The organism is Pseudomonas sp. NPDC087612 (assembly GCF_044743505.1).
Taxonomy (GTDB): domain Bacteria; phylum Pseudomonadota; class Gammaproteobacteria; order Pseudomonadales; family Pseudomonadaceae; genus Aquipseudomonas.
This window is the reverse complement of record NZ_JBIUWO010000020.1, coordinates 1-23767: the sequence shown is the minus strand read 5'-3', so window position 1 is coordinate 23767 and position 23767 is coordinate 1. Positions and strand designations below refer to the sequence as shown.

14 protein-coding genes and 1 rRNA gene are annotated in these 23767 nt (G+C 62.5%); 3 read left to right on the top strand and 12 right to left on the bottom strand.

Annotation, left to right across the window (positions count from 1 at the left end):
- Positions 1 to 93 (top strand): 5S ribosomal RNA (gene rrf, locus ACIOVF_RS27750); the annotation flags it as partial.
- 114 nt (positions 94 to 207) lie between these two features.
- Here the strand turns inward: rrf and ACIOVF_RS27745 are convergent.
- The 10 genes from ACIOVF_RS27745 to ACIOVF_RS27700 all read right to left on the bottom strand — a co-directional run bounded on the left by ACIOVF_RS27745 (position 208) and on the right by ACIOVF_RS27700 (position 13325).
- A complete protein-coding gene (locus tag ACIOVF_RS27745) occupies positions 208 to 1386 on the bottom strand; it encodes a PepSY domain-containing protein (RefSeq protein ID WP_093377521.1) in 1179 nt (392 codons plus the stop codon).
- 85 nt (positions 1387 to 1471) lie between these two features.
- A complete protein-coding gene (locus ACIOVF_RS27740; protein WP_401294135.1) occupies positions 1472 to 3844 on the bottom strand; it encodes a TonB-dependent siderophore receptor in 2373 nt (790 codons plus the stop codon).
- A 233-nt stretch (positions 3845 to 4077) separates the two neighbouring features.
- A complete protein-coding gene (locus ACIOVF_RS27735; protein ID WP_401294132.1) occupies positions 4078 to 5043 on the bottom strand; it encodes a FecR domain-containing protein in 966 nt (321 codons plus the stop codon).
- 6 nt (positions 5044 to 5049) lie between these two features.
- Entirely contained in the window at positions 5050 to 5553 is a 504-nt protein-coding gene (locus tag ACIOVF_RS27730) for a sigma-70 family RNA polymerase sigma factor (protein WP_093377508.1), read from the bottom strand.
- 126 nt (positions 5554 to 5679) lie between these two features.
- A complete protein-coding gene (locus tag ACIOVF_RS27725) occupies positions 5680 to 6147 on the bottom strand; it encodes an SRPBCC family protein (protein ID WP_401294128.1) in 468 nt (155 codons plus the stop codon).
- Between the two features lie 29 nt (positions 6148 to 6176).
- On the bottom strand, positions 6177 to 9623 hold the full coding sequence (locus ACIOVF_RS27720; RefSeq protein ID WP_401294126.1) for an amino acid adenylation domain-containing protein: 3447 nt from the start codon (positions 9621 to 9623) through the stop codon (positions 6177 to 6179).
- A complete protein-coding gene (locus ACIOVF_RS27715) occupies positions 9620 to 10567 on the bottom strand; it encodes a diiron oxygenase (protein ID WP_195885401.1) in 948 nt (315 codons plus the stop codon). Before ACIOVF_RS27715 ends, ACIOVF_RS27720 begins: the two co-directional genes overlap by 4 nt.
- Positions 10564 to 11340, bottom strand: a complete 777-nt coding sequence (locus ACIOVF_RS27710) for a DUF3050 domain-containing protein (RefSeq protein ID WP_093377496.1) — start codon at positions 11338 to 11340, stop codon at positions 10564 to 10566. The genes ACIOVF_RS27715 and ACIOVF_RS27710 overlap by 4 nt, the downstream gene beginning before the upstream one ends.
- Before the next feature lie 627 nt (positions 11341 to 11967).
- On the bottom strand, positions 11968 to 12555 hold the full coding sequence (locus tag ACIOVF_RS27705) for a thioesterase domain-containing protein (protein WP_045197933.1): 588 nt from the start codon (positions 12553 to 12555) through the stop codon (positions 11968 to 11970).
- Between the two features lie 77 nt (positions 12556 to 12632).
- Positions 12633 to 13325: a GntR family transcriptional regulator gene (locus ACIOVF_RS27700; protein ID WP_195885403.1), complete on the bottom strand. Its 693-nt coding sequence runs from the start codon at positions 13323 to 13325 to the stop codon at positions 12633 to 12635.
- Between the two features lie 311 nt (positions 13326 to 13636).
- Between ACIOVF_RS27700 and lapG the strand changes: the two genes are divergently transcribed.
- Positions 13637 to 14329: a cysteine protease LapG gene (gene lapG, locus ACIOVF_RS27695; protein WP_045197930.1), complete on the top strand. Its 693-nt coding sequence runs from the start codon at positions 13637 to 13639 to the stop codon at positions 14327 to 14329.
- Between the two features lie 10 nt (positions 14330 to 14339).
- Positions 14340 to 16286 carry a cyclic di-GMP receptor LapD gene (gene lapD, locus ACIOVF_RS27690; protein WP_195885404.1) on the top strand — a complete coding sequence of 649 codons (1947 nt, stop codon included), beginning with the start codon at positions 14340 to 14342 and terminating at the stop codon, positions 16284 to 16286.
- 36 nt (positions 16287 to 16322) lie between these two features.
- Here the strand turns inward: lapD and ACIOVF_RS27685 are convergent, their stop codons facing one another.
- On the bottom strand, positions 16323 to 16667 hold the full coding sequence (locus ACIOVF_RS27685) for a hypothetical protein (protein WP_045197926.1): 345 nt from the start codon (positions 16665 to 16667) through the stop codon (positions 16323 to 16325).
- A gap of 158 nt (positions 16668 to 16825) precedes the next feature.
- Positions 16826 to 23767: immunoglobulin-like domain-containing protein (locus ACIOVF_RS27680; protein ID WP_401294120.1), on the bottom strand; the 6942-nt coding region annotated here is incomplete at its 5' end.

Here is a 23767-nt window from a genome sequence, read left to right as displayed (position 1 = left end):
ACCACCTGATCCCATCCCGAACTCAGCAGTGAAACGATGCATCGCCGATGGTAGTGTGGGGTTTCCCCATGTGAGAGTAGGTCATCGTCAAGATTCATTCCGAAACCCCTGTCTGCCCTGCAGACAGGGGTTTTGTCTTTCAGGGACCTGTCGGGAGCTGGCCTTGCCAGCGATGGGCTGCATAGCAGCCCCAGAACAGCCGCTGACTTACCCAGCTCTTCGCACCTTGCCACTGCGCCGCGCCTGCAACTTGCGCCACCAGATATACACCCCGGTCAGCGACAGCACCGCAATCATCACTCCCAACACTGCAATCAACACCTGGCCGGTCATGCCGATGATGCGCCCGCCATGTATGGGTAACTGCAAGCGGTAAAAGCGTTCCCCCAAGGTGCCTTGCCCGGCAATCTCCTTGCCCAGCAAATGCCCGTCAGTGCCGTGGAAGAACAACCAGGACTTACCCTGGGCATCGGTATCGTGCTGGCCAAACCCCGCACCATAGAAGTTGTACTCGAAGCTGTAGTACAGCTCACCGATCGGTGCCGTTAGCCCCAGCCGCTGACCTTCCTGCTGCGCCAGCTGGTAGGCCTGTTGATAGTTCAGCTGGGTCACCCCCAGTTGTTCCTTGGGTAACCCGCCACGGGCTTCATAGACGCTTGGCTCAATCGGTGAAAACAGTGACACCGCCGGTTTGAACACCTGGGCCGGCAGGTTCATCGCGACGCTGCTGATCGCAATCGGCAGCAGCAACAGCCACAACCACAAACCGCCCGCCCTGTGGATATCCATGTTCAGCCGATAGGCATGGCCACCCTTGATCTTCCAGGCTTTCGCCCACTTGCCCCAGAACGGCCGCCCACGCGGCAGGGTCAGCAGCACGGCGATAAAGCAGTCGATTACCCACATGATCGCCACCACACCCATCAGCAGAATCCCCCAGTTGCCGGGCAGGGTCAGGCTGTAATGCAGCTCGAGCATGAACGGCATGAAGTTCTCGCGGGAGAAACAGCATTCACCCCAGTAGCGCTGGCCCAGGGTCAACCCACTGACGGGGTCGAGATAGAACACCGTGTTCTTCTCGGCATAGGGCTCGCCGCTGGCTGGGTCATTGCGCGGCACCATGGCCAGCAGCGCCGCATGCCCGGGCTCGTTCGGGTATTCCATGTACCAGACTTGCAGGCGCGGATGCTCGGCCTGCAACTTATCCACAAGCACCCCGGGTTGCCGGCGTTCACCCACGGTGGGCGCTTCATAGAAGGACGGGTTGAGCCATTCATCCAGTTCGTGATGAAAGGCCAGGACGCTGCCGGTTAGGCCCGCCATGGCCAAAAACAGCGCAGTGATCAGGCCAAGGTAGCGGTGAAGCAGTACGTAAAGCTGACGCATGGGTAAAGGTCCGGAATAAGTCGCCAGATACAACAAAGCCAGCCCCCGGAATCAGGTGCTGGCTTTGGCGTTCATACAGGTGAGGTCAGAACTGGTAGCTGACCGTGGCGCTGACATTGCGCTCTTCGCCCATGTAGCAGTAACTCAGGCTGGCACAGGAGGCGATGTAGCTCTCATTGGTGAGGTTGTTGGCATTGAGCCGCACATCCACGCCCTTGAGCCCGACCTTGCCCAGGTCATAGCCAGCCGAAGCGTCAAACAGGGTGTAGGAGGGCACCTTCATGGTGTTTTCGGCATCCACCCAGCTGTAGCCGACATAACGCACACCGCCGCCCAGGCGCAGGCCGTCGAGGGCGCCCTGGCGGAAGTTGTAGTCAGCCCACAGCGAGGCCATGTGTCGCGGTGCCTGGGTGGGCGAGTTGCCCTTGTTGTCGAGGTCGCTGCCGAACAGCGTGCTTGGCATCGACTTGGCGTACTCGATGTCGGTGAAGGTGTAGCTGCCGAGCACTTTCAGGTTGTCGGTGACCTGCATGTGGGCTTCCAGCTCCAGGCCCTGGGAACGGACCTGGCCTACAGGACGATAGAACTCTTCCTGCGGCAGCTTGGAGGCCAGGTTCTCCTGCTCGATGCGGAACACCGAAGCGGTGAACAGGTTGTCAGTGCCCGGTGGCTGGTACTTGATGCCGGCTTCCCACTGGGTGCCCTCGGTCGGCGCCAGCGGATTGCCGGCCTGGTCGGCGTAGGAGTTGGGGTTGAACGACTCGGAATAGCTGATGTACGGCGCAATGCCGTTTTCGAACAGGTACAGCACGCCGGCGCGGCCGGTCAGTTTGGTGCGCTGGTCGCTGATCCTGGTGCCCAGCGGGCGGCTGGCTTCGGCGATACGGTTCTCGTCCGAGGTCTTCACCCAGTCCTGACGCAGGCCCAGGGAGAAGCGCCACTGGTCGAGCTCGATCAGGTCCTGCAGGTACACGCCGGTCTGCTGCAGCCGACGCAGGTAGCTGGTGGGGTTGTAGTAGGTGATTTGCGAGTTGCCGTATTGCGGGTCGAAGGCGTTGATCGGCGCCAGCGAGCCACTGCGCCAGTCGACCACGGTTTTGCGCCGCTGATAGTCCAGGCCCAGCAGGGTGGTGTGCTTGGCACTGCCGGTGAAGTATTCGGCCTGGAGCATGTTGTCGATGATGTACGCGTGGAGCTTTTCATCGCCGCCGGTGTAGTAGCGGTTCAGCTCGTTGCTGGTCGGCGTGGTCCAGCCCCAGGCATACACCTGGTCCATTTTCACCGTCGAGTCCAGGTAGCGGAAGTTCTGCCGCGCGGTGAAGACGTCGTTGAAGCGATGCTCGAACTGATAGCCGAACGACTGCTGGTCGCGCTCGTAGCGGTCGACACCCGGCTCGCCTTCGAAGAAGTGATCGGAGATGCGCTGGCCATTGCGCTGGTGCAGCGCGCCATCGGCCGGCACGCCGCCGTGATAGCCGCCGTCGGGGTCGTGCTGCAGGTAGGCCTGCAGGGTCAGCGAGGTGTCTTCGCTGAAATTGATGCTGACAGTCGGGGCCAGGGCGAAGCGTTTTTCCTCGTTGTGGTCGAACTGGGTGTCGGACTGATCGGCCAGGCCCACCAGACGGTAGGCGATGCGCTTGTCGTCATCCAGCGGGCCGCTGAAGTCGAAACCGACACCACGCTGGCCCTGGGTGCCAACAGTGGCCTGTACCTGATGGTAGGCCTCGTACAGTGGCTTCTTGCTGGTCAGGGCGACCAGGCCGCCGGGTGAGCTGCGGCCATAGAGCACCGAAGATGGCCCCTTGAGGATGTCCACGCGCTCAAGAAAGTACGGATCGACCTGCATGGTGCTGTAGGTGCCGCTGTCACCCATGGACTTGAGGCCGTCCAGGTAGATGTTATCCACAGAGCCGTCGTTGAAGCCGCGCATGGCTACGTAGTCGTAGCGGTGTGTCGCACCATAAGGGTTGGTCAGCACGCCCGGGGTGTAGCGCATGGCCTGGGCCACGGTCTGCGAGCCCTGGTCGTCCATTTGCTGACGGGTCACCACCGATACAGACTGCGAGGTTTCCAGGATCGGCGCACTGGTCTTGGTCGCAACCTGGCTGTGAGTGGCGTTGTAGCCTTCCATGCTGCCCAGGGCGTTACCCAGGGCGAACTCACGCACTTCGGTGCTAGGCAGCGACAGCGCGGCGTCCTGTGCCTGAGCCCGCAGCACATAGCTGCCGCCATCCTGGCTGAGGGCCTCCAGGCCCGAACCGTTGAGCAACTGGCGCAGCGCCTGGTCGGTGGCGTAGCTGCCTTGCAGTCCCGGCGACTGCAGGCCCTGGGTCATTTGCGGGGTGCTCGACAGGGTGATCTGAGCCTGGCGGGCGAACTGGTTGAGCACCTCATCCAGGGAGCCGGCAGGGATGTTGTACTGCTGGCTGACACTGCCTGCTGGTGATGCAAGTGTCATTGCCGGCACCGCAGTGATGCCCAGGGCAGTGCCGAGCAGCGCGGCGCGGATGGCCTTGCCGAGGGAACTGGAACAGGCAGAATCTAAGGAAGGTTGAAAATCATTCTTCTTGTTGAGCCGCAACAGGGGCGAAGCATTACGCATGGAGAGCATCCGTAGAGTCGGTAAGGGCAGAAAGAGTCGCTTACTGTCCTAGCCGGACTCGTGGGTAAAACCCGCCAAAAAAAAACACCTCAGGCCAGCCGTTCCAGGCGCACCCACCAGCGGGTGCGATAGCTGACCTTGATCGGCAGTGTCTGCGGCAGCAGTTGCAACAGCTTGTCGGTGTCTGCAAGGCGGAACACACCTGACAGGCGCAAGTCGGCAATGTCGTCGGCGCAGCTGACATAGCCATGGCGATAGCGCCCGACTTCAGCGAGAAAATCACCCAAGCGCATGTCGCGGGTGACGATCAGCCCTTCGGCCCAGGCGCCGGCATCCATGTCCTGATTGTGCAGCAGGGTCGCGCCGCGGGCATCGAGGCGATAGCTCTGGCCGGCGTGAATCCATTGCATCGGGCCTGGCGAGTGGATGGCGACGCTGCCCTGGCTGACGCTGACGCGGGTGCAGTCGTCGTCCTGGCGCACCACGAAGCGGCCGTCGAAGCCTTGCAGCAAGGCTTCGCGGGTGCTGACCAGCAACGGTCTAGCCGGGGTGCTTGTGTCTTTGGCGCAGGTCAGCATCAACTCGCCGTGCTTGAGACGAATCAGGCGCTGATCGGCCTCAAAGGCAAGGTCTGCGGCGCTGTTGGTGTTCAGTTGCAGCAGCGAGCCATCGGGCAGGCGCACGCTGCGACGCTGGCCGGTGGCGCTGGCGAAATCCGCAGTCCAGGGGCTGATTAGCTGCAGGTCCTTACCCAGCCAGGTCGCCGAGCCGAGCACAAGCACGCCGCTGAGCAGCTTCAGGGCCTGGCGTCGTTGCAGGCGCTGGCTGCTGTTCTCAAGGGTCTGCAAGGCCACACTGGCCCCTGGCACGGCGCGCAGGTTGAGTTCCTGCTGCAGCGACTGCACTCGTTGCCAGGCCAGCTCGTGCTCCTGATGGGTTGCACGCCACTGTTCGCATTGCTGCTGCAGCCGCGCGTTGTGGCCGCTTTCGCGCAGCTTGAGCATCCAGTGGATGGCTTGCTTGACCGCGCGCGGGCCGGGGTTGAGGGTGGTCATGACGGCTTACGCCTCTGACTCGTAGCGCAGCAGGTAGCAATGATAGAGCGCATCGGCCACGTAGCGCTCAACCGAACGCAGCGACACGCCCATCTGTTCGGCAATGTCCTTGTGGCTCAAGCCTTCGCACTGGGCCAGGAGAAACGCGCGACGCACTTTCGGCTTGAGGCCGTCGAGCATCTGCGCGATGCGCTCAAGCAGCTCCAGCAGCAGTTCGCGGGTTTCAAGCGAAGGCACTTCGGCCTCTGGCAGATGCGCCAGGGCTTCGAGGTAGGCGCGCTGCAGCTCCTCACGGCGCCAGTGGTCGATCACCAGGCCGCGAGCGATGGTACGCAGGAATGCCCGGGGGGCGTTCAGCTCCAACAGTTCACGCCGCTGCAACAGGCGCACGAAAGTGTCCTGGGCCAGGTCCGCGGCATCGGCGGCGTTGCCCAGCTTGCTGCGCAGCCAGGTGTTCAGCCAGCCGTGGTGATGGCTGTAAAGCGTGTGCACGGACTCTCGAGAGGGCATGAAGGTGCGCTGCTGAAGGGGTCATAAATGATAATTAGTCTCATTGTTGGCATCCTTGGAATATTTTGCAACTGTTGATCAGGGCAAGCTCGCTCTTGCCGGAGCGGGCTTGCCCCGCGATCGGGTTTAACTCAGCAAATTCTTCACATTGTTCATTGCCTCATCGGCAAACCCCTGCAAAAACGCCTGAAAGCCAGGCATTGCCTCGCTGCCGCCTTGCCATGGCTCGGCCTGGATGGTCCAGGTCGCCCGCGCCTGACGCTCGCCCAGCGCCTCGACCTGCATCGCCGCCCACAGGTTGCCGATGTTCAGGCTGGTGTAGATCAGGCTCCAGGTCATGTACATGGCCTGGTCGTCGCGGCTGTTGAGCTGCTCGATGACCACGTTGCCGTCCTTGAACAGCTTCTTGCGCACCGAGCGTACGCCGCTACCGGTCATCTCGATGTGCGCCAGGGCCGGGATGAACACCGGGAAGCCGGCAAAGTTGCCGACGATGTTCCAGACGCTGGCGGCATCGCTGGCGATCTCGACGCTGGCCACTACGTGGCAGCCTTCGGGGTTATGGATAAGTGTGTCGGGTTGCAGTGCTTGCATGGTGTCTCTCCTGGTTGGGTTGAAGCTGCTCAGATGAAGGCGATGTCGTGCAGGTACTGGCAGCCGCGTTGCAGCAGCTGCGGGGTTTTGCGCGGGTAACGGGCGCCCATGCGCTGGACGCCGGCGCGGGCGTTGTCGTGCTGGATTCGCGAGATGTCGCCGATGTCTTCCTCAAAGCCGTCCAGGTAGAAACCCAGCACATCGAACAGGGCGTTGTCGCGGTCGACCCGCTGCAACTGCCGCTGCCACTGCTCAACGCTGACCAGCTCGAATGGCCTGCCGCTGTCGCGGAACACCGAGACGTAATCGCGCCAGCTCAAAGGCTCGGGGTTGTGCAGGTTGAACACCGCCCGTTCGGGCTGGTAGCGGCTGCTGTGGAAGGCGATGAAGCGGGCCAGAAAGTCCACCGGCATCAGGTCGAAGTTGAGCTCCAGCGCCGGCACCTGGCCGAGTTGCAGCGAGCCTTTGAGCATCAGCATCAACCGGTTGCGCTGGGGCTGGCAGATGCCATTGCGGCTGTCGAAGGTGATGTTGCCGGGGCGGTACAGGTTGACCCACACGCCCTGGGCGCGGGCGCGCTGAAGGATGCGCTCGCCCACCCATTTGCTCAGGTTGTAGCCGTTGCGGATATAGATCGGCGGGGTGGTGGCCGGGTCTTGTTCGAGCACCTGGCCGTCGGCGTCGATGGCGCTGCACGCCGACAGGGTCGAGATGAAATTGAAGACCTTCTTGCGCCGGCCTTCGCACAGGCGCAGGCACTCGAACAGCGGTTCGACGTTGTCGGCGGCGAGGCTCTGGTAATCCAGTACATGGTTGACCTGCGCGGCGTTGTGCAACAGCGCGCCGTACTCGCTGTCGAGGTAGTTGTAGTCGGCTTCGGCCAGGCCCAGGCGCGGCTGGCGCAGGTCGGCGGCGAAGACTTTCACCCGGCTCATGTCCAGCCCATGCAAGCCGTTCTCTACCAGCGCCGCGCTAAAGCGTTGCTCGGCTGACTGACTGGCGTTTGCGCGCACCAGGCAGGCCACTTCGCTGGCGCCCCATTGCAGCAGCGCTTCGACCAGGTGCACGCCAAGAAAGCTGTTGGCGCCGGTGACGATCACCTTGTGCACATCGCCCAGTTGCGCCACTGGCAGCACCTGCAAGCCCAGTTCGCGGCAGGCGTCGCGTTCAGCTTGCGGGTCGAGGCCAGGCAGCTGTGCCTGCTCACCGCTGACCAGGGTGGCCAGGCGTTGCACTGTCGGCATCTCGATAAAGCGGTTGATCGCAATGCCGCGGCCGAACTGTTCGCGAATGGCCAGCAACAGGCGCGACAGCAGGATCGAATGGCCACCGAGGCTGAAGAAGCTGGCGTCGGTGGAAATGTCCTGCTCGGGCAGTTCCAGCAGCGTGCTCCACAGGCCAACCAGCTGCGCTTCGACCGGGGTTAGCGGACCGAAGTGATGCCGGCTCGGCGCCAAACCCAGCGGCAGTGCCGCCAGCGCCTGGCGGTCAACTTTGCCGTTGGCGGTGTAGGGCATCTGCGCCAGTTGCTGATAGAAACCCGGGCGCATGTAGTCGGGCAGCCTTTGCTCGGCGTGCTGGCGCAGGGCCGCTTCGCTGTCATCACCGGTGGCTTGCGCGCAGAACGCCAGGATCCGCCGCTGGGCATCGATGATCACCGCCACCTGGCGGAACAGGCCGCTGCTGCGCAGGCAGTGCTCGATCTCTTCGGGCTCGACGCGAAAGCCGCGAATCTTCACCTGGTTGTCGCGCCGGCCACAAAGCTCGATACCCTCGGCCGTCCATTTGCCGATATCGCCGGTGCGATACACGCGCAACAGGCTGCTGTCGCCTGGGCTGAGGTTGAGGAAGCGCTCGTTGCTCAGGGCAGGATTGTTCAGATAGCCCAAGCCCACGCCCGGCCCTGCGATGTACAACTCACCGGGGCAGTTTTCGATCACCGGTTGCAGGTTTTCGTCGAGGATCAGCACCCGCGTGTTGGCGATCGGGCAGCCCAGGTCGCGGTTGTTGTCGCCAGTGTTGAACACCCGGGTGGTGGCCAGTACCGTGGTCTCGGTCGGGCCATAGATGTTGTGCAGTTGGCACTGCCCGGCCAGGCGTGCAATTACCTCCGGTTCACAGACGTCGCCACCGGTGACCAGGTGCTTCAACTCCAGGGTTTGATCGCGCGGCAGGATGCTCAGCAGTGCCGGCGGCAGGAAGGCGTGGGTGACGTGCTGTTCGCGCATCAGCGCCAGCAATTGAGCCGGGTCGCGGCGCTGGTCTTGCGTGGGCACCACCAGTTCCCCGCCGGCGACCCAGGTGGGCAGGATGTCCAGCAGCGAGGCATCGAAGCCGATGGTCGAAAACTGCAATGCCCGGCTGTGCTCATCGAGTTGCACGTGAGCGCTGTACCAGGCCTGGAAGTGGCTGAGGTTACGCTGGCTGAGCAGCACGCCCTTGGGCTGGCCGGTGGTGCCCGAGGTGTAGATCGCCACGCCCGGGGCGTCTGGCGCCGGTCGCTGGCGCAGTAATGACGGCAACGGCTGCGCCAACGCTGCGGGCAACTGGCGCAGGTCGAGGCTTTTCACAGCCAAGTCATCCACTGGGACTTGACCGTCATGCAGCAACAGGCTGGCGCCGGCGTTCTTGAGGATGTAACGCAGACGCTCGGCCGGGTGCGCAGGATCCAGCGGCAAGTACACCGCCCCATAGCCGAATACCGCGAGCAGGCTGGCGTAGAGCGCTGCGGACTTGCCCATGCAAACGCCAATCACTGGCGGGTCGGCGTCAATAGCCAAGCCGGCCATCAATTGCTGGATGGCGACCGCCTGGGCGTGCAGTCGGGCATAGCTGATGCGCTGGCCGTTGAGGTTCAGCGCCGGGCGCTCGGCATGAAGTTGCAGGCTCTGCTGCAGGCGCTCGATCAGCGCTACTTCGCCAGTTGCCAGCAATGGCAGGCTGTCGTGCTGGTTGTAGCGATGCAGCCAGGCCAGTTGCTCCAGCCAGCCAAGACCTTGTTGCTGGTCCTCCTGCCCGGGGCTGATGGCGGCTGCCTGCTGCAGGTAGTCGGGGTTTCGCGAGAAACGGCTGACGTGCAGCGCGAGGGTTTGCTGCAGGCTGTCGATGGTCTTCCGGCGCAGTTGCTGGCCATTGCCGGACACCTCCGCTGCCAGCGGCTGGCGCTCGATCAACCGCTGCGCGGTGGCTGTGCCGGTCCAGCACAACAGCTCAAGTGTCGGCAGTTCGCCAGTGCTGTGCAGGTTGAGCCCCAGGCGCAGGCTCAACAACGCGCAGTCGCCAAGCCCCTGCCAATCGCTGGCACTCAGCGCCAGGCTGCCATCATCGATGAGCAGCTGTGGCCGGGGCCACGGGCGATGCTGCAAGGCTGCGGTGCTATCGGCCAGGTACAGCGCGTGCCCATGGTCGAGCAGTTCCTGGTGCAGCAGGGCCAATGCCGGGCTTGTGCCGATCAGACAGATTTGCAGGCGTCTCATGGCGCTCTCCTTGGTTCGGGCAGGTAATGCGCCAGGGCCTGTTGTACGCAAGGCGAATCGAGCATCGAGCTGGCGCGGAACAGGCGCAGGATGTTGCCCAGCAGCGGATGCCGGTGATCGATCGGGTAGGCCATCGCCGTTACCTCCTGGCGCAATGCTTGGCGCGCGGTCTCGCCGATCGGCAGGTGCTCGATCAGGCTGAAATCGAAGGCTTTCTGGATGTCGTTGGTCAGGTACTGGGTGAGAAACACCGGGAGGATGTCGGCAATGCACCGGCGATCCGCCTCCGGCGCGCTGTGCCAGTAGATGCGTACCAACCGCGCCCAGAAGGTCGAGTGGCGCCCCTCGTCGAGCAGGTGGTCGGCCATCAGTCCCTTGACTGAGGGCTTGACCGTGTCATCGCGGGCAAAGGCGGCGACGTCGTCCGTCAGGGTGTTCTCGGCAATACCCACGCAAATCAGCTCAAGGGCGTCGCGCAGATGTTCCGGTGCCAGCGCCAGGGCTGCGGGTATCGCCCGGCTCAGCTCGATCTCCCGGGGCAGGGCAATCGGCTCGATGCCGGTCAGGGCGATGGTCTGGTGCATGAAGTCCATGGCCACCAAGGCGTGGTAGTCCTCATCGACCACCACGGTCATGGCGTCATAGCGGCAGGCGAACGGAAAGCGAATGGCGAAGCGGTCCTTGGCGATCCGCCGGGCGGTGTGGTCGACGATCTCGGTCTCGAAAATCACCACGTCGTTGATGAACTTGTAGAGGCTCTGGGCCAGGGCGAAATCGCGCTGCTGCGGGCACGCGCGGACAAAGGTTTCGCTGAGCACCAGCGGCTGGCGGCTGAGCGGGTAGATCAGGCGCTGATCATCCTCGACCAGGCGTCGTGGCCGGGTGCGGATGGTCGCCCGGCTCTCCCAGGCCTCGGCACAGGAGGTGTAGTCGAGGGCGTTCATGCGCTGGTCTCCACGACGTTTTCACGCATCGACAGGCGCAAGCGGTCCCACAGGGCAATGCGGCTGTCGACGGCGGCAATGGCGGCTTCGAGCACCTGGCGTTGTTGCACCGGGTCGCCTTTGACCAGCCTTGCCAGCAAGGCCTCGGCGGCCGGGCCGTGGTCTTCGGAATCGACCTCGATGTGCCGCTGCAGGTAGTAACGGAAGGTGGGCGCCTGTTCGCCGCTGATACCCCAGTCATCGAGGATGCGCTGGAACATGGTCGGGATGACGCTTTCGCGGCCATGCAGAAAGGCTGCGGCGACACCATGGGCCGGTGCGCCCAGGGCGGTTTCCAGCGTGTGGCAGACGAACTGCCGGGCTGCCTCGCTGGCGCCTGCACGCTGCAGGGCACTGGCGTAACCCACGCCTTCACGCTGCAGGCTGACGAAGCGCTCGATCGCCGCTGTGCTGGCGCCGACCTCGCGCATGGCGTCCAGGTACAGCTCGAAATGACTGTAGTGGCCCTGGCCGGGGCGGTCGTCGGACTCCTCGCCAAGAACGATCTCGTTGATCAGGCGTGCGGCGTGCGGGTCAAGCGGTGGCAGCCAGGGCAACTGGATACAGGTCAGCTCCTGCTGCAGGCGCTTGGTCAGCGACATGAAATCCCAGACGGCGAAGACATGGGTTTCCATGAACCGTTGCAATACCGGCAAACAATCGATTTCAGTAAAGATCGGGTGTGCGGCAAGTTCGGCTTTGCGGGCGATAAGAAGCGAAGTCAATGTATTCATGGGGTTTCCTGGTCACTGGCTAACATCCGGTTAATGTCTTTTCATCGGCGGCGGCGAAGTTTTCAGCGGCCGAGCAGGGGCCTCGACTGAATTGTTCGATAACAGCGCAATGGCAGACGTATCGATGCAGTTGGCATCGTTTTCTTCGGTGAACGGGCGCCTGGCGGTGGAGGTGGCCCGTGCCATTAAAAAGTTAGAACAACTTTTAAGTGATCGGCAACAACTTTGTTAATTATATTTGCAGTGTTTGTTTTTAAAGTGTGAGTGGGCGGGATAAAACTTTTATAGTTAGTTTTATTGGCATGTAAGTGCTCCTTCCGGCAACCAAGTGTCAGAATTGAAACTGCATGAGTGAATGCCTCACTCGGAGCACTGAAACAATAAAAGTCGGACCTGGTTGACTCTTGAGGGCAGCTGATCGATATCGGTCCTTGCCCGGCGCGCGGCTCCTTCTACAGGTGTGCGATAAGCAGACGACCTGGCCCGCCTGAGGGCGATCAGCGGTCGCTGCGCGGGTAAGAGTGTGCCGAAAATGCAAGAGCCGCCATGGCTGGCTGAAACAGCAAGAGACAAATCAGCGGCGCGGGCGCGCCCTTGGAGGGCAGGGTATCCCTGCGTTTGCAGGGCTCAGAGGCTGAGCAGGCCCAGGTGGGTGTTGATGATTTGAATCAGCCGCTGGTTGAGTTGCGGCGCATCGCCCGCGGCGTCGGGCAGTTCGATCAGCTCGATCTCCCGGCCGCTGTGATCGTGCCAGCCGAGCATGCGCGGCAGCGATCCTGACGGATACAGCGCAGTGACCGGCACGCTTAGCCCGGCGGCCGCTTCGGCCGAATCTGCCTGCGGGCTGTCGCTGGTGGCGACAAACAAGTGGCGGGTTTGCCCCGGGTGCAGTTGCTCGGTGTGCCGGGCCAGAGCCAGGGCCAATTGCGCCCCGGCGCCCTGGCCGAACAAGGCGTGGGGTTTACGCAGGTACACCTGCAAGCGCTCGATCAGCGAGTCGATCAGGGTGGGGTTGCCATGCAAGGGCAGTGAACGGACCGGGTCGCCGTAGGCCAGCACGTTGACGGTCACCAGTTCGATATGGTCGTTGAGCGCCACCGACCAGGCACGGTACTGGCTCAGATGATCCTGGCTGCAGGCAAGGCAGATCAGGCGGATCTGCGGCGGCTGGGCAGAGCCCGATACGGTTCTGCGCTGAAGTGTAGGAGCGTGCACTGCCTTTCCTTTCGCTCAAGGGGTGCCCCGAGCGCAATAGCTGCCAATGGCCGGGATTGCCGGCGATGGCGGTGGGTTCACTCTGCCGGTGGTCTGTTCAGGTAGGCCTTGATCGCTTTTGCCCCGTTGTTCAGGTGGCGCTCGAGAATCCTGATGGCATCTTCAACCGACTTGTCGTTTGCGGCGTCCACCAGCCCGATGTGATCGTCCTGGGTCAGCTTGCCCAGGCCCATCGATGACAGGTGGAAGCGCAGGAAGCGCTCTTCTTCGTTGAGCTCGTTTTCAATCAGGCGCAGCAGCTTCTGGTTCGGTGCCTTGCTGTACAGGCTCATGTGGAACAGGCGGTTGAGGCGCCCGATCTCGGCATGCCGGGTTTCGGTTTCAAGCTGGGTGATGTAGCTGCGCGCCTGGGCAATGTCGTCGGCATCGAGCAGCGGGATCGACTGGCGTAGTGCTTCGGACTCCAGAATGACCCGCAAGGCATAGGTATCGACGGCGTCTTCGCCGATCAATGGCGCAACCACCGCGCCCTTGTGCGCCACCACCTGCAACAGCGATTGCGCTTCGAGCTGGCGCAAGGCCTCGCGGACCGGCATGCGGCTGACACCGAACAAGGTTGCCAGCTCCTGTTGGCGCAAGGCCAGCCCAGGGGGCAGGCGGCCATCGAGGATGGCACTGCGCAGCCGCTCTTCAATTACGCTACGCGCCAGGTGTGGCGGCACTTGTTCGCCACCCAGGATTTCGCTCAGGGGTCTGGTTTTTCCGGCCACGCTGTTTTTGCCTGAAGTCGAAGTGAAATAATTGGATCCAATATCCAGCAACACTAGTTAGGGGAGGGATACTTGTCAAATAGCGGCGTTCGCCAACCCTTATTTATTAAGTAAACAGCAATCAACGGCCGCGCGCTTGCTATCGTGAAGGAAGTTTTTGTTCAAGGGAAGCCGGGTTGCAGCCCTCGCCAGACAGGGGGTTGCCCGTGGTCAACGGATTGCTGGCGCAATGATTGTAAGGTGCCATTGTTTTTTCCGGGTCGAGGCCGCACCATCGGCGTTTTTCCACAGGTCTGCGCGGATTATTCGCATTGGCGATACGTTGGGCTGTTCAATTGACCCTGCGCCGGCTCGGCCTGGCCGTGGTGCTCGGCTGCCTGTTACTGGGCGGCCTGCACGCGGATTGGGACTTCTCCCAGATCAGCCGCCGTGCCCAGTCGTTGTATGGCCCGCTGGGGCCTGGCCAGGGCCGCATTGATGCCTGGCAGAACCTGCTGGCGACCCAGAAGCAGGGCAGCGAGGCCGAACGCCTGAAAGTGGTCAACCAGTTCTTCAACCAGCAGCTGCGGTATGTCGAAGACATCGACCTGTGGCGCGAAGTGGACTACTGGGCAACCCCGGTACAGTCACTGATCAAGGGCGCCGGTGACTGCGAAGACTATGCTATCGCCAAGTACTTCAGCCTGCGGCGCCTCGGGGTTCCGGCAGAAAAACTGCGCATTACCTACGTCAAGGCCCTGCGCCAGAACCGCGCGCACATGGTCCTGACCTATTATTCAAGCCCGGAGGCCATGCCGTTGGTACTCGACAGCCTGATCGATGCGATCAAGCCCGCCAGCCAGCGTCCTGACCTGCTGCCGGTGTATTCCTTCAACGGTGAAGGCCTGTGGCTGACCGGTGCGGGTGGTAACAAGAAGGTCGGCGACACCAAGCGCTTGTCGCGCTGGCAGGATCTATTGAAGAAGATGCAGGCCGAAGGCTTCCCCGCCGAGCCGGCTTACTGAAGGAGCACAGATGTCACTGTTCAAACAATTGCTGCTTGCCATCTGCCTGTTCCTGGTAGTCGCCTTCAGCGGCAGCTTCATGGTCAGCCTGGAGAGCTCACGCAGCCAGTACGTCAACCAGTTGCGCTCCCATGCCCAGGACGCCGCCACGGCGCTGGCGCTGTCGCTGACGCCGAACATCGACGACCCGGCGATGGTCGAGCTGATGGTCAGCTCGATCTTCGACAGTGGTTACTATTCGAGCATCAAGGTCATCGACACGGCGTCCAACGCCCTGCTTGTCGAGCGCCACGCCGAACCCGACCCCAACGGTGTGCCGGCCTGGTTCATCCGCCTGATCGGCCTGGAGGCGGCCGGTGGCGATGCCATCGTCAGCCGCGGCTGGCAGCAGGCGGCGCGGGTCGAGGTGGTCAGCCATCCGATGTTCGCCCTGGCCAAGCTCTGGCAGAGCGCGTTGGGCAGCCTCGGCTGGCTGTTGCTGTGTGGCGCCCTGAGTGCGGTGCTTGGCGCCTTGCTGCTGCGTCGCCAGCTCAAGCCGCTGGACTACATGGTGGCGCAGTCCCACGCCATTGCCCGGCGTGAGTTCCTCAGCCTGCCGGATTTGCCGCGTACCCCTGAGCTGCGCCGGGTTGTGCAGGCCATGAACCAGATGGTCGAAAAGCTCAAGGCGCTTTTCCAGGAGCAGGCCGAGCGCAGTGAAAAGCTGCGTGTCGAGTCGTATCAGGACAGCCTCACCGGCCTTGCCAACCGCCGCTATTTCGAGATGCAGCTCAACGCCTTGGTCAGCAACCTCGAAGAGGCGCGCCCGGGCTACCTGCTGTTGCTGCGGGTCAAGGACCTGGCCGGGCTCAACCAGCGCCTGGGCGGCCAGCGAACCGACCAGTTGCTACAGGCGGTCGGCCAGCAACTGCAACGCACTTGCGCCAATTATCCGGAAACCAACAACCTGATCACCCGCAGCCGCGGCGGCGAATTTGCCGTGCTGGCGCCGGGGCTGGTGCACGAAGAGGCGATCCAGCTGGCCCAGGCCCTGGAAGTGACCCTGCAGAGCCTGGCCGACACCGGCGCCAGCGATGTCACCCCGGTTGCCTGCATCGGCATGGCGCCCTACAGCCCGGGCGACGATCCGCAGGCCTTGCTCAAGCTCGCCGACGAGGCCCTGGCCCGCGCCGAGAGCCAGCTGGAGCCGGGCTGGGTGTGCCTGGAGCAAGGCACCGCGCCGCAAGCCGCCGATACCCACCACGCCTGGCATTCCTTGCTGGATGAAGCACTGCAGCAAGGGCGTTTCCAGTTGTTTTTCCAGCCGGTAGTGGCCTGTGAAGCGCCGGAGCGCGTGTTGCATTACAAGGTCATTTCGCGGGTGCTCGATACCCAGGGCCAGGCCATTGCCGCCGGGCGCTTCCTGCCGTGGCTGGAGCGTTTTGGCTGGTCGGCGCGGCTCGACGTGCTGATGCTCGAGCAAGTGCTCAAGCACATGCACAGCCACAAGGAGGCCCTGGCCCTGAACCTGTCGGCAGCAACCCTGGCCGACCCCAAGGCATTGCAGCGGGTCTATGACCTGCTTGGCCAGAACGCCGTACTCGGCCCGCGCCTGACCCTGGAGATCGGCGAAGAGCAACTGCCGGAACAGGCCGTGCTCGAGCAACTCACCCGGCGCCTGCGGGCCCTGGGCTTCAGCCTCAGCCTGCAGCGCTTTGGTGGGCGCTTCAGCATGATCGGCAACCTGGCGCACCTGGGCCTGGCCTACCTCAAGATCGATGGCAGTTACATTCGCGCCATCGACCACGAACGGCACAAGCGCCTGTTCATCGAGGCAATCCAGCGCGCAGCGCACAGCATCGACTTGCCGCTGATTGCCGAGCGGGTCGAGACTGAAGGTGAGCTCAAGGTATTGCGCGAGATGGGTATTCAGGGGGTTCAGGGGCGCCTGGTCGGCGAGCCGGCACCCTGGCGTTGAAGCAGGACGTGCAGGCCCGCAACGGGCCTGCAGCGGTCAGATCAGGCCGCCGTTTTCTTCACTGTCGTCGATCAGGTTGGTCAGCCCGCCCAGCACCTGGCGGGCGTTGGAGCGGCTGAGCAGTTTGGCCTGGGCGCCGGGCGGCAGATCGGTGATGCTGATCACGCCTTTGGTGGTCAGCACTTCGATCAAGTCCTCAAGCACCCGGATCATGTCCAGGTCGCTCTGTTTGAGCTGCTTGAGGCTGTTCTCGACCACGTCGTCGGCAAACCACTCCTGGACCTCGGCATGGTCGGCCGGGAGCATCTCCGTGTATTCGGCGTAGGGTGCGGCCTCTACCCGGACCAGTTGGCCCTGTGCATCGCGTTGCACGTAGAACATGGGGTATCCCTCTGAATGTCAGTCCGTATCCGCAGTCAGCAGCATAGGCCAAGCTGGCCGGGCGTCTAGCCCCGGCGAGCGAGTATGCGCTGTGAATACGGTGCAGGCAAAGTCCGCAGCACCGCGCCAGCCCCGGGAGGGCTGGCGCAGGCCGTGGATCAGCTGTTGGAGTGGTCGATCTTGATGGTTGGGTCGGCACCGGTTACCAGCGAGTTGATCGTGGTATTGGCCCAGTTGACGCCTTCCAGTTTGATCGTCACATCGGCATTGGCCAGGCCGCCGGAGGCGTTGAGCTTGCCTTCGGAGCTGACCTGCAGCGTCGACTCGCCGTTGACCGTGGTGATCTTCAGGTAGTTGTCGATGGTGCTGGCCTTCTCGCCCTGGAGCAGGTCGCTCAGGTCCAGACGGTCACCTTCGGCAGCCTTGAAGTCCTTGATCACGTCCTTGCCGGTGTCGCCGGCCTTCCACACGAAGGTGTCGGCACCACTGCCACCGATCAGGATGTCATCGCCCTTGCCGCCGATGAGGATGTCGTTGCCTTCACCGCCCAGCAGCGTGTCGTTGCCGGTACCGCCGAGCAGGATGTCATTGCCCTTGCCGCCATCAAGGTAGTCGTTGCCACCCTGGCCGAAGAGAATGTCGTTGCCGTCGCCACCGATGAGGATGTCGGCGCCATCGTTGCTGCGCGATACATCGAACTCGCTGACGTGCTCGCTGATGTACTGGTGCAGCACACGGCCATCGACGTCACCCAGGGCTACGCCCAGCTTGCCGGCCACGTAGGCCTGCATGGCCTCGACACCATTGCCGGCGATCGAGTCGAAGCTGACCAGGTCGCCGAACAGGATGTCGTGGCCGTCGCCGCCGCTGACCGTATCGTTGCCCGGCTTGGTGGCCTCGGTGTGTCCGAGGATCGCCTCGGCCAGCTTGCTCGGGTCGATGTTGGTCTGCGGCTTGCCGTCACTGTCGAACGGCTTGAGGTCGTTGACGTTGACGCCACTGTTGAGGCCGATGGCTTCAACGCTGGACAGCCCGCTGAGGATCTTGAAGCCGTCCAGCGAGTTGTTCCAGGTGTCGTTGCTGGTGCCATTGCCCCAACCGGAACGGCTGGACAGCTCGAAGGTGCCGTCGCCCTGGGCACGAATGGTGCCCGAGGTCGAGGTGTACCAGCTGCCGTAGTACTTGTACTGGGCATTGAGGTTACCGTCGGCGTCGATACTGACCCGGTTGTTGCTGTCCAGCTGGTAGCGGTTCAGCGTATCGCCAGGCTTGTAGTTGATCGCCTGGAGGAAGCTGTCCAGGGTCCAGCCGGAGTTGGCCAGCTGCGGGTTGCCTTGCTCGTTGGCCTGGTGGAAGGTCGGTTGGCCGTCGGTAATGAAGAACGTCTGGTTGCTACCGGTGTTGCCGGCATTCTTCAGGGTCTGGAACCAGTTGGCCGTGGTCTTGAAGGCGTCCTCATAGTTGGTGCCGCCGTCGGAGTACATGGCCTTGAGCGCATCTTTCAGCGCTTGCAGCGAGCCGGCATCGGACAGGTTGACCGAGACTGACTTGTTCACCTGGCTGGAGAAGTCCACCAGCAGGATGTTCACGGTACCCGACTGCGCACCCTTGACGCTGTTGGCCAGGGTGTCGAACACCGACTGCAGGGACTTTTGCGCAGCGTCGACACCGGCGGCTTTCATACTGCCGGAGGTATCGACGATGAACGCCAGGTTGTAGTCCTGCCCCGGTACCACGTGCAGGCCGTTGACGTCGGCGACGACGATGTCGTTGCCGGTGCCAAGCTCGCGGCTGTCGTTCTCGGCCGTCAGGTTGCTGGTGGTGTAGGTATCCGGGTAAACGGTGACCTTGATGGTGCCCTGGGTGAAGTCGGTGCTGCCGTTGGCCTTCTCGGTTGCCCGCGAAGTGACGGTCACATCGAACTGGCCCTGGTAGTAGGCTGGCGGCTTGATGCTCAGGCCGTTGAGGTTCCAGCCGGTGACATCGACTTCGCCCTTGCCGACGGTGACAGTGTGGCCGGCGCCATCGCTGAGCACCGAGCCTGCCGGAATACCGCCGAGCTTGACGTTGAGGGTTTCCGAGCCATCGGTGTCGGTGAGGTTGGTGGCGATACCGACCAGCTTGACGGTGCCGTTCTCGGCGCCTTCATTGAGCTTGTAGCCCTGGTAGTAACCCTCGCCGTTGGCACCGTGCAGCTCGCCAACGGTAACCCCGGCGTTGGTCAGCTCGTTCACGCCCGGGTACATCGGGATGTTGGCGTTGCTCAGGTCGACCGGGGTGCTGCCGTTGACCGACAGGTTGACGTCATAGCTGCCCGGGCCGCTCTGGTTGGCGTGGTAGATGTCCAGGGTGTAGTAGCCGCTGATGGTCGGCTTGAACGAACCACTGATCGCACCGCCTGCGCCCCAGGTCGCCTGGGCCACATTCTTGCCGCCGATGGTGATCAGCAGGCTGTCATCGCCGACACCGCTGAAGCTGTAGGTCTTGCCCGCTTCGAGGTAGATCAGGCCGGAGGTCTTCGAGCCCGAACCGCCGACGACGCTGGCGTCCGACTGGGCGTTGGTGACCTGCGAGCTGCTGTTGGCCTTGCCCGAGTTGTCGAACACAGTTTTCAGCGCATCGCCGGTGATGCCGTTGCCGTTGGTGCCCAGGCCGTTGAGGCTGTTCCAGGTCTCTTTGACCAGGCCAATCGAGTTGACGTTGTTGCTGCCGATGTTCAGGTCAGGCTTGTCGGCCACCGGGGTGATATCGACCTTGATGGTGGCTTCGTTGCCCAGGCCCTGGCCGTCGGTTGGCTTGTACTTGATCTGTGCGTAGTCGGCTTCTTTGTTGCCGACGCCGGTGCCGCCGTTGGCATCGATGCCCGACTCGTTGCGATCCGGCACGAACTTCAGCTTGCCAGCGTCGATGTCGGCCTTGCTGAAGACCTTGCCAGCGTCGGCTTCAGTCAGGGTTTTCCAGACGTTGCCATCTTTGTACTGCAGCACGCCGTCGGCAGGCAGTTTGGTGATGGTCAGGCCCAGGTTGGCTGCCGGGGTGTCGGCATCGGTGATGCCGAAGTTGGCCCAGCTCAGCACCAGGTCGGTGTCTTCGGTACCCGTCACGGCGCCGCCCGCGGCAACCGGTGCCTCGTTGCTGACAATGGTGGTGGTGACACTGCCAGCGCTGCCGCTGATCGCCAGGTTCTCGAAGTTGCCGCCAGTGGCCGAGTCGATCTTCACGGTGAAGTTCTCGGCGCTCTCGGCAATGCCGTCACGGATGATCGGCACGCTGAAGGTACCGGTGTTGCTACCGGCCTTGATCACCACGGTGGCCACGCCGGTGTAGTCCGCACCATTGGTGGCGGTACCGGTATAGGTCAGCTTGATGACCACATCGGTTTGCGCCTTGTTGGTCAGGGTCAGGGTGTAGTTGGCCGAGTCACCTTCGGCCACCGAGGTGGTGCCGGTGATGCTGACGGTGGTGGTGTCGATGGTATCGGTCACCTGGGTGACAGCTGGCTGCTTGCTGATTGCCAGGTCTTCGAAGTTGCCACCGCTGGCGCCGGTAATGGTCGCGTTGACACTGCCGGCATCGATGTACACGTCATCCGCTGGCGCCGGCACGCTGGCAGTGCCGGTGGTTTTGCCGGCGTCGATGATGATCGTCGCACCGTTGCTCAGGGTCACGGTGACCGCGGTCTGCGCCTTGTTGCTCAAGGTCGCGGTGTAGATGATGTTGCCACCTTCGGCAACCGATGGCGTGGCGCTCAGGGTCAGGTTGGTGGTGTCGATGGTGTCGGTGACGCTGGTCACGGCGGACGAGCCGTCGATCTTCAGTTCTTCGAAGTCACCACCGGTGCTGCCAGTGATTTTCGCACTGACGTTACCGGCATCGATGTACACATCATCGCCAGGGGCGGCGATGGTTACCTTGCCCTCGGTCTGGCCCTTGGCAATGGTGATGGTCTCACCGTTGCTCAGGGTCACTTTCATCTCGGTGCCCGCCGGGTTGCTCAGCTTGGCCACGTAAGTGATCGAGCCACCTTCAGCCACGGTCGGCGTCGCGGTCAGGATCAGGCTGGTGGAGTCCTTGGTGCCCGGGCCGTCGGTGACGGTGGTGCTGGTGTTGCCAGTGCTGACCAGTTTCTCGTAGTTGCCACCGGTGGTGCCGGTGATGCTGTTGGTCAGGGCAGGGTTGGTGGTGTGTACGTTGTTTGGCGCAACGTAGTCCACGGTGCCGGTGCTGGAACCTACAGGGATGGTGATCTTCTGGCCGTTGGCCAGGCTGATGACCAGGTCGGAGCCGGTTACAGGCGCGCTGACTTTGGCGGTGTAGGTGACCACGCCGCCTTCGACCACGCTGTTGGTGCTGGCGGTCAGGGTCACGGTGCTGGTGTCGATGGTGTCAGTGACGTTGGTCACTGCCGGTACGTTGCTCACGGTCAGCTGTTCGAAATCGCCACCGGTGGTGCTGGTGACGGTCACGCTCAGCTTGCCGGCGTCGATGTACACATCGTCGCTCGGGGCATCGATGGTGATCTTGCCTTCAGTCTGGCCCTTGGCGATGGTGATGACTTCACCGTTGCTCAAAGTGACCTTCATTTCGGTGCCGGCCGGGTTGGTCAGCTTGGCCACGTAGGTGATCTTGCCGCCTTCTGCCACGGTGTCGGTAGCCGTCAGCGACAGGCCGGTGTTGTCCTTGGTACCCGGGCCATCGGTGACGGTGACGGTGGTGTTGCCGGCGCTATCGAGCTTCTCGTAGTTACCGCCGGTGGTACCGGTGATGCTGTTGGTCAGGGCAGGGTTGGTGGTGTGTACGTTGTTTGGCGCAACGTAGTCCACGGTGCCGGTGCTGGAACCTACAGGGATGGTGATCTTCTGGCCGTTGGCCAGGCTGATGACCAGGTCGGAGCCGGTTACAGGCGCGCTGACTTTGGCGGTGTAGGTCACTACGCCGCCTTCGACCACGCTGTTGGTGCTGGCGGTCAGGGTCACGGTGCTGGTGTCGATGGTGTCTTTGACGTCGGTGACTGCCGGGGTGTTATCCACAGCCAGTTTCTCGAAGTCGCCACCGGTGGTGCCAGTGACCGTCACGCTCAGCTTATCGGCGTCGATGTAGACATCGTCGCTTGGGGCATCGATGGTGATCTTGCCTTCTGTTTGCCCCTTGGCGATGGTGATGACTTCACCGTTGCTCAGGGTGACCTTCATCTCGGTGCCGGCCGGATTGGTCAGCGTCGCGGTGTAAGTGATCGACCCGCCTTCATTGACCGTTGGAGTCGCGGTCAGCTTGAGGCTGGTGGTGTCGTCGGTGCCTGGACCGTCGGTGACGGTGGTCACCGGGTTGCCCGCAGTGTCCAGCTTCTCGTAGTTACCGCCGGTGGTGCCGGTGATGCTGTTGGTCAGGTCCGGGTTTGTGGTGTGCACGTTGTTTGGTGCAACGAAGTCCACGGTGCCGGTGCTGGAACCTACAGGGATGGTGATTTGCTGACCGTTGGCCAGGTTGATCACCAGCGCAGAGCCGGTAACCGGAGCAGTAACCGAGGCGGTATAGGTAACCACGCCGCCTTCGGTAACGCTTGGAGTCGCGGTCAAAGTGACAGTCGACGTATCGATAGTGTCAGTCACTTCGGTGACGGCTGGAGTGTTATCCACAGCCAGCTTCTCGAAGTCACCGCCGGTCGTACCGGTGACAGTCACGCTGACTTCGCCCGCGTCGACGTACACGTCGTCTTCCGGCGCCGGAACAGTGATGCTGCCTTCGGTCTGGCCTTTGGCGATGGTGATGACTTCACCGTTGCTCAGGGTGACTTTCATCTCGGTGCCGGCTGGGTTGGTCAGCGTGGCGGTGTAGATGATGTCGCCGCCTTCAGCGACGGAGCCGGTGGCAGTCAGCTTGAGACCGGTAGTGTCATCAGTACCAGGGCCATCAGTAACGGTAGTAACCGGATTACCAGCGGTATCCAGCTTCTCGTAGTTACCGCCCGAAGTGCCGGTGATGCTGTTGGTCAGATCCGGGTTTGTGGTGTGCACGTTGTTCGGTGCAACGAAGTCCACGGTACCCGAGCTGGAACCCACAGGGATGGTGATCTGTTGGCCGTTAGCCAAATTGATCACCAGCGCGGAGCCAGTCACTGGCGCAGTCACCGAAGCGGTGTAGGTGACAACGCCGCCTTCAGTCACGCTCGGAGTCGCAGTCAGGGTGACGGTCGAAGTATCGATGGTGTCAGTCACTTCGGTGACGGCCGGAGTGTTATCCACAGCCAGCTTCTCGAAGTCGCCACCGGTGGTACCGGTCACGGTCACGCTGACTTCGCCCGCGTCGACGTACACGTCGTCTTCTGGCGCTGGAACAGTAATGCTGCCTTCAGTCTGACCCGCAGCAATGGTGATCACTTCACCGTTGCTCAGGGTGACCTTCATCTCGGTGCCAGCTGGATTGGTCAGCGTGGCGGTGTAGATGATGTCGCCGCCTTCAGCGACGGAGCCGGTGGCGGTCAGCTTGAGACCAGTAGTGTCATCAGTACCTGGACCATCAGTAACGGTGGTCACCGGGTTGCCCGCAGTGTCCAGCTTCTCGTAGTTACCGCCGGTGGTGCTGGTGATGCTGTTGGTCAGATCCGGGTTGGTGGTGTGCACGTTGTTCGGTGCAACGAAGTCCACGGTGCCGGAGCTTTGGCCGACTGGGATGGTGATCTGTTGGCCGTTGGCCAGGTTGATGACCAGCGCAGAACCGGTCACTGGCGCAGTAACGGAAGCGGTGTAGGTGACCACGCCGCCTTCAGTGACGCTTGGGGTAGCGGTCAAAGTGACAGTCGATGTGTCGATGGTATCGGTGACTTCGGTCACGGCTGGGGTGTTATCCACAGCCAGCTTCTCGAAGTCGCCGCCAGTAGTACCGGTCACGGTGACACTGACTTCACCGGCATCGACGTACACGTCGTCTTCTGGAGCTGGAACAGTAATGCTGCCTTCGGTCTGACCTGCAGCAATGGTGATCACTTCACCGTTGCTCAGGGTGACCTTCATCTCGGTGCCAGCCGGATTGGTCAGCGTGGCGGTGTAGATGATGTCGCCACCTTCAGCGACGGAGCCGGTGGCGGTCAGCTTGAGACCGGT